Source organism: Sulfitobacter sp. HGT1 (assembly GCF_013282155.1).
Taxonomy (GTDB): domain Bacteria; phylum Pseudomonadota; class Alphaproteobacteria; order Rhodobacterales; family Rhodobacteraceae; genus Sulfitobacter.
Genome location: NZ_BLWI01000002.1, coordinates 118,558 through 132,116 on the forward strand (window position 1 = coordinate 118,558; position 13,559 = coordinate 132,116).

Annotated in this window: 13 protein-coding genes; 1 reads left to right on the forward strand and 12 read right to left on the reverse strand. The window is 58.3% G+C overall.

What is annotated here, in order from left to right; all coding sequences use genetic code 11:
• Positions 1 to 336: 336 nt before the first annotated feature.
• The 5 genes from HGT1_RS02665 to HGT1_RS02685 all read right to left on the reverse strand — a co-directional run bounded on the left by HGT1_RS02665 (position 337) and on the right by HGT1_RS02685 (position 5,071).
• Positions 337 to 1,494, reverse strand: coding sequence for an acyl-CoA dehydrogenase family protein (locus HGT1_RS02665; protein WP_176248440.1), 1,158 nt, complete (start codon positions 1,492 to 1,494; stop codon positions 337 to 339).
• Positions 1,495 to 1,586: 92 nt separating this feature from the next.
• Complete coding sequence (locus HGT1_RS02670; protein WP_176248441.1) at positions 1,587 to 2,438, reverse strand: metal ABC transporter permease; 852 nt, start codon at positions 2,436 to 2,438, stop codon at positions 1,587 to 1,589.
• The gene (locus tag HGT1_RS02675; protein ID WP_176248442.1) at positions 2,435 to 3,310 is read right to left on the reverse strand and encodes a metal ABC transporter permease; all 876 of its coding nucleotides are present in this window, start codon (positions 3,308 to 3,310) and stop codon (positions 2,435 to 2,437) included. Before HGT1_RS02675 ends, HGT1_RS02670 begins: the two co-directional genes overlap by 4 nt.
• Positions 3,307 to 4,203, reverse strand: coding sequence for a manganese/iron ABC transporter ATP-binding protein (locus HGT1_RS02680; protein ID WP_255200074.1), 897 nt, complete (start codon positions 4,201 to 4,203; stop codon positions 3,307 to 3,309). The genes HGT1_RS02675 and HGT1_RS02680 overlap by 4 nt, the downstream gene beginning before the upstream one ends.
• Before the next feature lie 13 nt (positions 4,204 to 4,216).
• Positions 4,217 to 5,071: a metal ABC transporter substrate-binding protein gene (locus tag HGT1_RS02685; RefSeq protein WP_255200085.1), complete on the reverse strand. Its 855-nt coding sequence runs from the start codon at positions 5,069 to 5,071 to the stop codon at positions 4,217 to 4,219.
• A 173-nt stretch (positions 5,072 to 5,244) separates the two neighbouring features.
• Here HGT1_RS02685 and HGT1_RS02690 point away from each other — a divergent pair, with 173 nt between their 5' ends.
• Complete coding sequence (locus tag HGT1_RS02690; protein WP_255200075.1) at positions 5,245 to 5,667, forward strand: Fur family transcriptional regulator; 423 nt, start codon at positions 5,245 to 5,247, stop codon at positions 5,665 to 5,667.
• Positions 5,668 to 5,705: 38 nt separating this feature from the next.
• Here the strand turns inward: HGT1_RS02690 and HGT1_RS02695 are convergent, their stop codons facing one another.
• From HGT1_RS02695 to rpiA, 7 genes are all read right to left on the reverse strand, one after another.
• Positions 5,706 to 6,392: a TetR/AcrR family transcriptional regulator gene (locus HGT1_RS02695; RefSeq protein ID WP_176248444.1), complete on the reverse strand. Its 687-nt coding sequence runs from the start codon at positions 6,390 to 6,392 to the stop codon at positions 5,706 to 5,708.
• Positions 6,393 to 6,532: 140 nt separating this feature from the next.
• Entirely contained in the window at positions 6,533 to 8,017 is a 1,485-nt protein-coding gene (locus HGT1_RS02700) for a DegQ family serine endoprotease (protein WP_176248445.1), read from the reverse strand.
• A gap of 259 nt (positions 8,018 to 8,276) precedes the next feature.
• Positions 8,277 to 8,771, reverse strand: coding sequence for a GNAT family N-acetyltransferase (locus HGT1_RS02705; RefSeq protein ID WP_176248446.1), 495 nt, complete (start codon positions 8,769 to 8,771; stop codon positions 8,277 to 8,279).
• A 253-nt stretch (positions 8,772 to 9,024) separates the two neighbouring features.
• A complete protein-coding gene (hflC, locus tag HGT1_RS02710; RefSeq protein ID WP_176248447.1) occupies positions 9,025 to 9,924 on the reverse strand; it encodes a protease modulator HflC in 900 nt (299 codons plus the stop codon).
• The gene (gene hflK / locus HGT1_RS02715) at positions 9,924 to 11,144 is read right to left on the reverse strand and encodes an FtsH protease activity modulator HflK (RefSeq protein ID WP_176248448.1); all 1,221 of its coding nucleotides are present in this window, start codon (positions 11,142 to 11,144) and stop codon (positions 9,924 to 9,926) included. Before hflK ends, hflC begins: the two co-directional genes overlap by 1 nt.
• A gap of 69 nt (positions 11,145 to 11,213) precedes the next feature.
• A complete protein-coding gene (locus tag HGT1_RS02720) occupies positions 11,214 to 12,686 on the reverse strand; it encodes an FAD-dependent oxidoreductase (RefSeq protein ID WP_176248449.1) in 1,473 nt (490 codons plus the stop codon).
• Between the two features lie 23 nt (positions 12,687 to 12,709).
• Complete coding sequence (gene rpiA, locus HGT1_RS02725) at positions 12,710 to 13,498, reverse strand: ribose-5-phosphate isomerase RpiA (protein WP_176248450.1); 789 nt, start codon at positions 13,496 to 13,498, stop codon at positions 12,710 to 12,712.
• Between the last annotated feature and the right edge of the window lie 61 nt (positions 13,499 to 13,559).

The following is a 13,559-nucleotide window of genomic DNA, read 5'->3' on the forward strand; positions in this document are numbered from 1 at the left end:
CAATAGCCCTGAAACACGCTTTGCGGCCTCCCCCGTGAAACCCCCACATATTAAGAGAAAATTAGCAAATTGGGGAAAACAGCCGGTTCATTGTGTCATTTATGGAAACACCGGACAAAAAGCTTGGATGCGGGGCCCTGCGGCGGCTTCATCACGATATGTTCAAGCCACATTGGAACCAATGCCCAAAAATTAGCACTGTTTGTTCACGATCGGGACCCAAACGCCTTATTTTGGACGAATCGCCGCCCAGACCTCGTCACGCCATTTAGGGCCATCAACTGACCGGGTCAGCGCGCTCAAGACGGCCCCGCCCCCGGCGACAGCGCAGCGTTTTCAGGCCCGGTCTGCGTCAAGTGACCTGCCGATAATCTCTTTCATGATCTCTGATGTACCGGCATAAATACGCTCGACCCGCGCATCCACATAGGCCTGCGCGATGGGGTATTCCTCCATATATCCGTAGCCGCCGAACAGTTGCAGACACTGGTCCACAACCCGTCCCAACAGTTCCGAATGGTGCAATTTCCCCGCCGATGCCTGAACCGGGTCCAGCTTGCCGTCGATCCGCAGCTGGATCAACGCGTCGCAAAACGCGCGCCCCGCCATGAGCTCGGCCTTGACCGCAGCCAGTGCAAAACGGGTGTTCTGAAAATCCAAGATACGTTTGCCAAAGGCTTTGCGTTCTTTGACGTAGTCCACGGTCAGGTCAAAGATACCCTCGGCGCGGGCCTGACATTGTACAGAAATCAGCAACCGTTCCTGCGCCAGTTCCTGCATCAAATAGCTAAATCCCCTATTCTCCTGACCGATCAGGTTTTCCGCGGGCACGAACACATCCTCAAAGAACAATTCAGCCGTGTCGTTGCCGTGCTGCCCGATCTTGCGCAGATTACGGCCCCTGCTGAACCCTTCCATGTCGCGCTCAATCGCAAAAAGGGAAATGCCCTTGGCCCCCTTGTCGGGGTCGGTGATGCAGGCCGTCACCACGATATCGGCGTTTTGCCCGTTGGTGATAAAGGTCTTTTGCCCGTTGATCTTCCAGCCGTTGCCATGGGGTTCGGCACGGGTCTTGATGGCGGCGAGATCGCTGCCGGTTCCCGGTTCCGTCATCGCGACTGCACCGATAATGTCGCCCGTCACCATCTTGGGCAGCACGCGCGATTTCAACTCGTCGCTGCCATGATTGTTGATGTAAGGCGTCACAATCAGCGAATGCAGCGAAAACCCCGGCCCGGTCGCCCCGATGCGGCCCAGTTCTTCGGCAACAATGATGTCGAACAGGATGCCTTGGCCGATGCCGCCATATTCCTCGGCCAGCCAGGCGTTCAACAGGCCAAGGGCACCGGCCTGTTGCCAGTCGGCTTTTGGAACCCGCTGGTTTTCGCCCCATTCGGCAAGACGCGGTTTTACCTTTTCCTCGCAATAGCGGCGGACCATGTCGCGAAACTGGTCATGCTCGTTTGTGAACAACGTGCGGGGAAAAATCGACATGGCTGGCCTCCGTCAGGACTGGCCACAGATGCCCTGCCGCCAAAGCGACCCCTGACATACCTGCGGCATCTTTCGCAGTCTGCGACGGTCTGTCAGCGCGGGTCAACCTCTGCCGCGATCCGCGAGGTTTTGTGCGTGACGTAAAGACGGTTCATGAAGGCCGCGATGAACACCGCCGTCAGGATCAACACGATCGTCGGGGCCGGTGCACTGTCGATGAAAAAGCTAAGATAGGTGCCCGCGAACATCGAAAGCGTGCAAACCACCACCGATGCAATCAGCATCGGGCCAAAGCTGCGCACCAGTAGAAACGCAATCGCCCCCGGTGTGATCAGCAACGCCACAGCAAGGATCAATCCCGTCGCCGTCAGGGTCGAGACGATGGTCAGCGACAGCACCGCAAGCAAGCCGTAATGCAGCACGCCGGTTCTCAGACCGCTGGCCTGCGCCTGGGCCGGATCGAAGGCATGCAGCAGCAGGTCTTTCCACTTCAGCACCATGAACGCCGTCACAAAGGCCGAGATGATGCCCGCCGTCCACAGATCCTGCGGGCCGACCCCCAGCATGTTGCCGAACAGGATGTGATCCAGATGCTGGTTGGTTGAAATCGACGTGTACATGATGATCCCGATCCCGAACATCCCCGAGAAAACGACCCCCATCACGGTGTCCTGCTTGATCCGGCTGTTATGGCTCAGATACCCCGTCAGCAGGGCACAAGACATACCGGCGGCAAAGGCACCAATGATCAGCGGGATGCCCGTGATCCATGCCAGCACCACCCCCGGCAGCACCGCATGGCTGACCGCATCGCCCATCAGCGCCCAGCCCTTGAGCACCAGAAAACACGACAGCAATGCCGTGGGCGGGGCCACCAGCAGCACGATCCAAAAGGCGTTTTGCATGAAGGGAAACTGGAACGGGAACAGTAAGGTCTCGATCATGACCGGGCCTCTTGACGCAAGGATTGCAACGCCTGGGCCGCCTTGCGCCGCGCCGCCAGCACGCCGTGTTTGGGCGCAAAGACAAACGCCAGCAGGAAGATCGCGGTTTGCAACGTGACGATCACACCGCCCGTGGCACCGTCCAGAAAATAGCTGGCATAGGCCCCCAGAAACCCCGTGAGCGTGCCGATGATCACCGACACGATAATAAGGCGCGGAAACCGGTCACAGAGCAGATAGGCCGTGGCACCCGGGGTGACCACCATCGCAATCACCAGAAACGCGCCCACTGTCATCATCGCGGCCACAACCGCAGCCGACAGCAGCATAAAGAATATCGCCTTCAGCAGGTCCGGCTTGAGCCCGATGGACCGCGCATGGTTCTCGTCAAAAAACGTGACCATCAGGTCTTTCCATTTCAGCAGCAGAACCGTCAGGCACACCACCCCGATGATCGCCAGTTGAATGATATCCGACGGCGCGATGGCCAGAATATTGCCCATGATAATGGTCTGGATACTAACCGACATGGGCGACAGCGACACCATGAACAGCCCCAGTCCGAAAAACGAGGTAAAGATAATGCCGATGATCACGTCGATCTTGAGCCCCGAACGCCCCGACAAAAACAACATCGCCCCCGCCGCCAGACCGCCCGCCAGAAACGCCCCAAGCGCAAAGGGCAGACCCAGCATATAGGCCCCCGCCACGCCGGGCACGACAGAGTGGCTCAGCGCGTCGCCGATCAGCGACCAGCCCTTCAGCATCAGATAGCAGGACAAAAATGCACATACCGCGCCAACCATGGCCGACACCCACATGGCGTTGAACATATAGCCGTAGCCGAACGGCTCTAGCAGCAGGTCGATCATGTGTCGTCCCCGGTTTTCACCCGGGCCTCGCCATAGTGAATAAAGGGGCGTTCATCGTCGGTGATGATCCGCAGTTCGCGGCCGTCATCGTCTTCATGCAGGTCGTCCCCCCCCAGGGTAAAGTGGCGCAGCACACCGCCAAACGCCAGTTCAAGGTTGTCATGGGTAAAGACCGTTTCGGTCGGACCGTAGGCAAGGATCGTCCCCTTGACCAACACGGTGCGGTCGCAAAATTCGGGCACGGAGCCAAGGTTATGGGTCGAGACCAGCATCACACGGCCCTCGTCGCGCAATTCGCGCAGCAAGGCGACGATCTGGTCCTCGGTCTTGACGTCAACGCCCGTGAAAGGCTCATCCAACAAGATCACCCGACCATCCTGCGCCAAAGCGCGGGCCAGAAACACGCGTTTGCGTTGACCACCGGACAATTCGCCAATCTGGCGGTCGCGGAATTCGGTCATGTTCACGCGGCGCAATGCCTCGTCCACGGCGGCGTGATCGGCGGCCTTGGGACGGCGCAGAAACCCCATATGGCCATAGCGCCCCATCATCACCACATCCTGCACCAGCACCGGAAAGGCCCAATCGACCTCTTCGGATTGGGGCACATAGGCAACAAGGTTCTCGCGCAGGGCCTCGCGCACCGTTTTGCCCAGCAGTCTGATTTCGCCTGCGGCGGCGGGCACGAAGCCCATGATGGCCTTGAACAGCGTAGATTTGCCCGCGCCGTTCACCCCCACCAATGCCGTGATCGTACCGCGCGGGATTTCGAAACTCGCATCATAAAGCGCGGTGTGACCGTTGCGATAGGTCACGGTCACATTATGCGCAGAGATGCCGCTGTCTTGGGGCGGGAAATGCTCAGCGTCGTGTTGGATTTCGGCGCGCGTCATATCTGTTTTCCGATCACTTCAAATTTTCCGATAACCCGTCCGCAATGGTCTGCGCTGTTACCCGCAACAGATCAAGATAGCTGGGTACTGGCCCCTCGGCGGTGCTGAGGCTGTCAACATACAAGACCCCGCCAAAGGCCGCGCCGGTTTCGCGCGCGATCTGTTTGGCAGGCGAGGTGTTGACGGTGCTTTCGCAGAACACGACGGGGATATCATTGGCGCGTACTTCGTCGATGACCTTGCGGACCTGCTGCGGTGTGCCGGTCTGGTCAGCGTTCATCGGCCATAGATACAGCTCTTTCATCCCGAAATCGCGCGCAAGATAGCTGAACGCCCCTTCGCAGGTGACCAGCCAGCGTTTGTCTTCGGGGATCTGCGCCACGCGGTCGCGCAGCGGGGTGATCGTATCACGGATTTCGCCCTTATACCGCTCTGCATTGGCCATATAGGTCGCTGCATTGTCAGGGTCATACTTCGCGAAAGCGGCGGCAATGTTGTCGACATAGATCAGCGCATTATCCAGACCCATCCACGCATGGGGGTTGGGCTTGCCTTCGTAATCCCCGGCCGAGATCGAAATCGGATCAATGCCGTCGGTCAAAGTCACCGACGGGATATCGCCAAGGTTGGACAGAAACTGTTCGAACCACAGTTCGAGGTTCATACCGTTCCACAAGATCAGATCCGCATCGACCGCCCCCACAATATCGCGCGGGGTCGGCTCATAGCCGTGAATTTCGGCACCCGGCTTGGTGATCGAAACCACCTCGGCTGCGTCCCCTGCCACCTGCTGGGCGATGTCGGCCAAAACCGTAAAGGTTGTCACCACCTTGAAATCCGCCGCCCAAACGGGGCCGGTCGCCATCATAACTGCCGCAGCAACCGTCGATAACAATGATTTCTTCACCGAAGCCTCCATACCCCATTTGCCTTGCTACATGTAAATGCGAATTATTCGCAGATGTCAAATATGCGAATGAGAATAGTTCGCAAAAACTTGCAGGGACGGAAAAACTTGCATAAAGTCAGGGCAACGCAAGGATGGTGACCGCATTGGAAAACGACCCCGATTACAGACAATTGCTGCGCGACGCAGGGCTGCGCGTCACCCCGCAGCGGGCGTCAATAGTGACGATCCTGTCTGAAACCGATGACCACCCCAATGTCGAAGACCTGTATGAAAAGGCGCGCGCGCTGGATGATACGGTATCGGTCGCCACGGTTTACCGCACCATGTCTGTGCTGGAAAATGCCGGTCTGGTGCGCAAGCTGGTGATGGATGACGCCCCTGCCCGCTATGAAATGACGCCCCCTACCGATCACGACCATCTGGTTGACGTCGACAGCGGCGATCTGGTTGAAATTCCCGGCACCGAAATCGCCGAACTTATGGGCCGCGTGGCCGCCGAATTAGGGTATCAGATCGTCAGCCACCATACAGTGATCCGCGCCCGCAAGACGTGACATGGGCCTAGCGCGGGCCTTGCTGCGTGACACCTTGCCTACTTGGCGTCTGCATCCACCAAAGACCGCACCATCGCGGCGGCACCAACGGCGACACTGCGCAAAATCAGGTCGTTCGGAATATCACGGTTCAGCCAGTCGCGCATGGGGCCGAAGGCCGACAGAAACACCATCAGGTTTGACACGATATCAAGGCGGCGGTCTTCGGTATCGATCCCCAGCCGCAGGCTCAGCTGATCGGCCAGATCCTTCATCGCGGCATATTCGCGGGCATGCAGCGCGTGGCGATCTTCGGCTTGCATATGCGGCACGCAACGATAGGCTAACAATGTGCCCTTGCGTTTATGGGCCCAGCATTCGCGGAAATACTGTTCAATCGCATCCTCAAGGGACACAGATTGATCTTGCAGCATCACCGACAGGGTCGGCACGTCCTCGCGGAACCAAAGCTGGTTCAACAGGCGGCGCAGGATGTCATTCTTGTTGGCGATATAGTCATAGATGCTGGCCTGATTCACACCCGAGCGCGCGCAAATATCGCGTATGGTGGTGGCCGCGAACCCCTTTTCCAGAAACAGCTCCAACGCGGCATCGCAAATCTGTTCGCGACGGCTTTGGATCAGGTCCTGGTTCTGAACGCTTGTGATGTCTGCCTCGGCCAACGTCTGCTTGCGCAGGGCGTGAAGACGTTCGGGGTAAACGGTCGCAGACGTGGTTTCGGGCATCAAGAGTTCCTTTTTTTCAAAGAAACCTAGCTACTTTCGATATGTGAAACAACTAGGAAGGTGTCGCCAGACCGACAAAGCAAAACCCGCCAATGCAGGGCAAAGGCGGGTTTCAAAAACCGTCGATCCAGGATCAAGGATTATTCATCAAGGCCGATCGCCACGAAACGTGGATCACCGGCACGGCGCACCAGCAGCAGCAAGGATTTGCGCCCTGCATCGCGAGCCTCGGTCACCCGGTCTTCCAGATCCGCAATCGTTGTGATGCTTTGCTGGCCTGCCTCTGTGATCACGTCGCCCTTGCGCAGCCCCTTTTCGAAGGCTTCCGATGCCTCGTCGACCTCGATCACGGCCAAACCGTTGGTGCTTTCATCCGCGTCGTATTCTTCGCGCATGTCATCGGTCAGCGGAGTGACGGTCAGACCCAGCATGGACACTGTTTCGGGGCCTTGCGGCTCTGCACCTTCTTCGGGGTCGGCAGCAGGGGTGCTGTCGTCTTCTGCGTCTTCGCGGCGGCCAAGGGTGACTTTCAACGTCTGGGTTTTGCCCTCGCGCAGGACCGTGACGCGCACGGCGGCCCCCACGGCGCTGTTGCCAACCTGACGGACCAAACCACGGGTGTCTTGGACTTCGACGCCGGCAAAGCTCATGATCACGTCACCGGTTTTCAGACCCGCATCTTTTGCAGGGCCATCCGGCACGTCGGTGATCAAGGCACCGGTTGCAGTCGACAGACCCATCGCATCGGCCACGTCCTGCGTCACATCCTGAATGCGCACGCCCAGCCAGCCACGGCGGGTTTCGCCGAATTCCTTGAGCTGGTCCACAACCCGGGTCACCACGTTCGACGCCATGGAAAACCCGATCCCGATAGAGCCGCCGTTGGGCGACAGGATCGCGGTGTTCACACCGATCACGGCCCCGTCCATGTTGAACAACGGCCCGCCAGAGTTGCCACGGTTGATCGCGGCGTCGGTCTGGATGTAGTCGTCATACGTGCCTGACAATGCACGGTTGCGCGCCGACACGATCCCGGCCGAGACAGAGAACCCCTGCCCCAGCGGGTTGCCCATTGCGATCACCCAATCGCCCACGCGCGCGGCGTTGCTGTCGCCGAATGTGACAAAGGGCAACGGGTTCGGGGCTTCGACCTTGAGCAGGGCAATATCGGTGTTGGGGTCGGTCCCGATCACCTTGGCGGTCAGTTCCTCGCCCGAGAAAAACTCGATCGTGATCTCGTCCGCGCCCTCGATGACGTGGTTGTTCGTCACGACATACCCGTCTTCGGAAATCACAAACCCGGACCCAAGCGCGGATGATTTGCGCGGCGACGGGGTCTGGCCGTCGTTGTTGCGGTCCTGAAATTCGCGAAAGTAATCTTCGAAGGGGGAGCCTTCGGGCACAATGCCGCGCGGGCCGGTACGCCCTTCGACCGTGGTCGAGGTCGTGATGTTGACGACCGAGGGGCTGATCTTTTCAGCGAGCGGTGCCAGGCTTTCCGGCTTGGCATAGGCCATGACGGTCTGCATCAGCACAAAGGCAAGGGCCAGCATACCCATCATCAGCCATTTGAACTGTGGCGACGGGGCGATTGATTTTGACACGGATACGGCCTTCGGCTGCATTCATCATCTCCTGAACAAAGGGCGGGGCCACAAGACCCCCATTTCCTGACACCAGAGTGCATCCGCAGTTCCAGTGCTGCAAGCTGAAAGATGGGGTCGATCACGCGCAATTCAACAGGCATCGGGCGCGGGCAGATCAAGTTACCAAAGATTCAGTGTGTGTTTGGGGGGCTACCCGAACTTTGTTACGGTTCAGGTTCGTTCGGCGAAGGTATGCTTTGCTCAAGCCCCCTCTTAGTGAAGATCGGCAAGAAGCCGGTTAGCCTCCAAATGCGGAAGCGTATAGCACTTCGCCTTTGGCCCGCTCGGTCTGGAATGCGAGCGCCAGCATGTATTCCGTGGGGACCTCGCCGTATGTAAGATCACCGGGAGATGAAAAGCCGAAGCGGCCATAGTAGGTCGGGTCGCCTAAAAGGACACAACCGGCGGCGTCGAGTGACCGAAGCCTCTCCAGACCTTTTTCAATCAACTGCCGACCTATTCCTGCACGTTGACGCGCCGGTTGAACCGAAACGGGGCCAAGGCCGAACCAATGTCCCTGAGAACTCGATAGAGTCACCGGAGAAAAGGCAATATGGCCAACGATCTGATCTTCCTCCACAGCGACGAGTGAGAGGACAAGGTTACCGCCTTCACGAAGGCGATCAACGATCTGCGGTTCACTGCCATCGCTCATTTCGACTGGTGCAAAGGCGATTTTTGTTAGCGTATATATCGCTGCTTCGTCGCCGGGGATTTCATCACGTATTCTCATGATGGAACTTTTACCATCAAAGTTCTTTGACGGAAATCCTATCTTGAAACACCTAAGCTGTTGCAGTGTGCCAGACTAAAGCCGCTGTTCATGTGCATCGCCGAATTGGTGCAATCGGGCTCAAACCAGACGCTAGGCCTTAGACTGAAGGCTACATCTCGAAGGTCGACAATGCGCCCATCCCTGAACCCAAAAACCAAAAGGGCCAGCGCGATGGCTGGCCCTTTCAAATCTTGGATCACCGAGAGCGGCTTTAGTTGCCTTCACCCTCGACCGAGCGGCTGCCCTGATCAGAGCGCAGGTAGTTGAAGAACTCGCTGTCCGGCGACATCACCATGGTCGAGTTCTTGCCCTGCAACGCTATTTCATAGGCGCTCAGCGAACGGTAGAATTCAAAGAATTCCGCGTCCTTGGAATAGGCCTCGGCAAAGATCTTGTTGCGCGCGGCGTCTGCTTCACCTTCGATGATGCGGGCATCACGGCGGGCTTCCGACAGGATTTCCTCGTAGGTACGATCCGCAAGGGCCGTCACACGCTGTGCGGCCTCGCGGCCACGGGCGCGTTCATCGGTCGCTTCGCGGGCACGTTCCGCAATCATCCGCTGCAATGTCGCGTCAAAGTTCTGCTCTGGCAGGTTGGTCTGGCGCAAACGCACGTCGACCACATCCAGACCCAAAGCCTGCGCACGTGCATCAGACCGTTCGCGGATCTGATCCATCAGCGCCGACCGTTCGGGCGACAGGATCGTGTTCGATGTGACACCTTGCGAACCCAGAACCGCACGGATCTGACCATCAAGAATACCGTTGAGCTGGATTTCAGCCTGACGGGCCCCATCGGCACCCAAGGCCTGACGGAACTGGCGGATGTCCGCGATGCGGTACAGAACGAAGGCATCCACTTCCAAACGACGGTCATCGGCTGGCGTGACTTCGATCATCGGGGTTTCAAGCGACAGGATACGGTCGTCATAACGCACGACTTCGTCCAGCAGCGGGATTTTGAACCCGATGCCCGCGGTTTCACGCACCTGCTTGATCTGGCCAAAGCGCAGCACCAATGCTTTTTCACGTTCATCAACGATAAAGATCGAGGACAATACAGCAATCGCTGCAATCACGATTACGGGGATAATGAGATTTGCCTTATGCATCAGTTTGACCCCCGGTTCGAGCTACGCAATTCATTGAGCGGCAGATAGGGAACAACGCCCTGCCCGCCTCCGTCCTGGTTATTCTCAAGAATGATCTTGTCGACATCGCCCAGGACTTTCTCCATCGTTTCAAGGTACAGACGCTTGCGCGTCACTTCGGGTGCTGCCGTATATTCGGTCAGAACCGCCTCAAAGCGGCTTGCCTCACCCACAGCATCGTTCACAACGCGCGCGCGGTAGCCTTCGGCGGCTTCGAGCAATTGCGCGGATTGACCACGTGCTTCGGCGGTACGCTGGTTGGCATAGGCGTCGGCCTGACGTTCAACCCGGTCACGTTCCTGCTCGGCGGCCTGAACATCGCGGAAGGCGTCGATGACGGATTCTTGTGACACCCGGCCATTGTCATCGGTCACTGTGACCGTCTGGCTGGGCGGATCCACCTTGTTAAAGTTGACGCGGATGATGTTGATACCGGTCTGGCGGTTGTCCAATGTGGTTTGGATCAGCTCGCGGGCCGTTGCTTCGATTGTGGCACGGTCACGGTTCAGGATCGGTGCCAGTTCGGATTGCGCAATGATTTCGCGCATGGCCGATTCAGAAATCGCCCGCACAGAGGCCGTGGGGTCACGCAGCGAGAATTTGAAATCCTGCGCGTTCTTCACGTTCCAGACCACCTGAAAATCGATATCGACGATGTTTTCGTCCGTGGTCAGCATCAAGCCTTCGTTGTCGCCACCGGTACGGCCGGCACCGATGGTTTCGGCGCGGTTGGTGGTGACGTCAAAGACTTCGGCAGTGACAACGGGCCAAGGCGCAAAGTTCAGACCTTCGGTGCCGATGCCCGAAAATTCACCAAGGAACAGTTCAATCGACTGCTGTTCAGGGCGCACGGTGTAAAAGCTGGCCATCCCCCACAACACGACTGCCGCCAAAGCGCCCAGACCGATTGTGCCACGGGTGAAACGCGGGCCGTTGCTGCCCATGCCGCCGCCGGAACCACCGGTGCCCCGGTTGCCGCCCTTGCCGCCCATCAGAACGCGCAGCTGTTCCTGGCCTTTTTTCACCAGCTCGTCAATTTCCGGTATTTGTGGTTTGTCGCCACCGGGGCCACGGCCCCCGCCAGTTGGTCGTTGTCCAGTCGGTTTGTTCTGGTCACCGCCAGGTTTATCGCCGCCTGAGTTTCCTCCGCCGCCCCAAGGGCCGCCTGTATTTCCAGCCATTAACTCTTCCCTATTATGACCGCGAATGCGGTCTCGTCTCGTTCAAACTTGGGCATAGATGCCCGGATTTCAAGCTGTGCGCGTTGGTGTGCGCATCGTGACCAGTTCTTCGGACATGGTCGGATGTACCGCACATGTCGCATCAAACTGCTCTTTCGTCAGCCCCGCTTTGACCGCGATGCCCACAAGCTGGATCAGCTCGCCCGCATTTGGTGCGACGATGTGGCACCCCAAGACAACGCGGGTATTCTGACACACGATCAGTTTCATCATCACGCGCTGGTTCTGTTCGGCAAAGGCGGTTTGCATGGGGCGGAACGAGGTCACATAGATCTCGACCGGTCCAGCGTCGCGCGCATCTTCCTCGCTCAGACCCACGGTGCCCATTTCGGGCTGGGTAAAGATCGCCGACGGGATCAGGTCGTGATCCACAGGTGTCGGGTTTCCGGCAAAGACCGTCTGGACAAACGCCATGCCTTCGCGGATTGCGACAGGTGTCAGGTTCACGCGGTTTGTCACATCGCCGATGGCATAGATCGACGGCACGCCGGTCTGGCTATATTCGTTCACCTTGATCTCGCGGCCCCGGCCAAGGGTCACGCCGACCTCTTCCAGACCCATATCCTGGGTCATCGGGGTGCGGCCTGTGGCGAACAGCACCATGTCAAAGACTTTTTCGCGGCCATTGGTGGATTTGACCCAGATCGGGCCCTGTGTCCCATCGCGGGCGGAAGCATTGTGACGGTTCAACTCTCCGGCCTGATCGACGGTGGCCCCCATGGCCGCGCCCGAATTGCCGGGGTTGGTGGTTTCGTCACGGTCCCGTTCAAGCGCCATTTCAACGATGTTGGTGCCGGTGTGGATGTCGATACCATTCTCGCGCATCGATTCAGCGACCAGACCACGGGCTTCGTCATCAAAACCGCGCAGGATTTGCGCCCCGCGGTAATACTGCGTCACCTCGACACCCAGCCCCTGCAAGATGCAGGCGAATTCGCAAGCGATATAGCCACCGCCAACAATCAGGATCGACTTGGGCAGCTGTTCCAGATGAAAGATATCATCCGACACAATCCCCAAATCCGCATTCGGCAGATCGGGCCGCACGGGGCGGCCACCGGTTGCAATCAAGATGTGCTTGGCGGTTTTCACCTCGCCGGTGGACAGTTCCACCGTATGCGCGTCCTTGATCGTGGCGCGCGCATCAAAGGTTTCAACGCCGGACCCGGCCAGCAGCTTGCGGTACACGGCTTCAAGACGGTCCAGTTCAGCGCTCATACGCTTGCGGAATGCATGCCAGTCAAAGGTGCCGGGCTTGATGTCCCAACCATAGGCCTGCGCCTCGTCCGCCAAACCGGCATAGCCCGATGCGAACACCATCAGCTTTTTCGGCACACAGCCCCGGATCACGCAGGTACCGCCATAGCGGTCTTCCTCGGCCAGACCGACCTTGGCCCCGTGTTCGCTGGCCGCGACACGCGCAGCACGCACGCCCCCCGAACCGCCACCAATTACGAACAGATCAAAATCGAAATCACTCATTGGTTGCGGGCCTTTAATATCTATTAGTCGTTCAGGTCGGAAAACAGGTTATCCGTCTCGACGAAATCCATACGGTCACGGTCAACGGTACCTTCGTTGATGTCGCGCACTTCGACGCGGCCATCACCATAGCCGATGACCACGGCATCACAGATATCAATGAACAGCCCGTTTTCAACAACGCCGGGCATCTGATTTAGCACCAGCGACAATTGGCGCGCATTGCCAATCCGGTTCAGGTGCAAATCCATGATGTAATTGCCCTCGTCGGTGATAAAGGGAATGTCGCCATTCATCCGCAAGGTTGACGTACGGCCCAGCACATCCATCGAAATCAGCGTTTCTTCGACCAAGGCCTGGGTCGTTTGCCAGCCAAAGGGGATCACCTCGATCGGGAGGGGGAATGCGCCAAGGGTTTCGACCTCTTTGCCGATATCCGCGATCACCACCATTTGGTCAGAGGCCGTCGCCACGATTTTTTCTTGCAGCAAGGCCCCGCCGCCACCCTTGATCAGGTTCAGTTCGCCGTCAAATTCATCGGCACCGTCAATGGTCAGGTCCAGCCATTTCGCCTCGTCCAGGCTGATGACTTCGATTCCCACTTCGCGGGCAAGCTGTGCGGTGCGGGTCGATGTCGGCACACCTTTGATCCGCAGACCATCATCGCGCACCATTTCGCCCAAGCAGCGCACCAACCAGGCAGCGGTTGATCCGGTGCCCAGCCCGACGCGCATGCCGTCTTCGACAAATTGCGCGGCACGTTTCGCGGCTACAAATTTCGCCTTGTCAATTGGTGACAGTTCTCCGGCCATGATAGCGACTCCTGATTTATCGCTGCCCTTATAGACTCTGACGGCGGTGGGTGCGACCCCT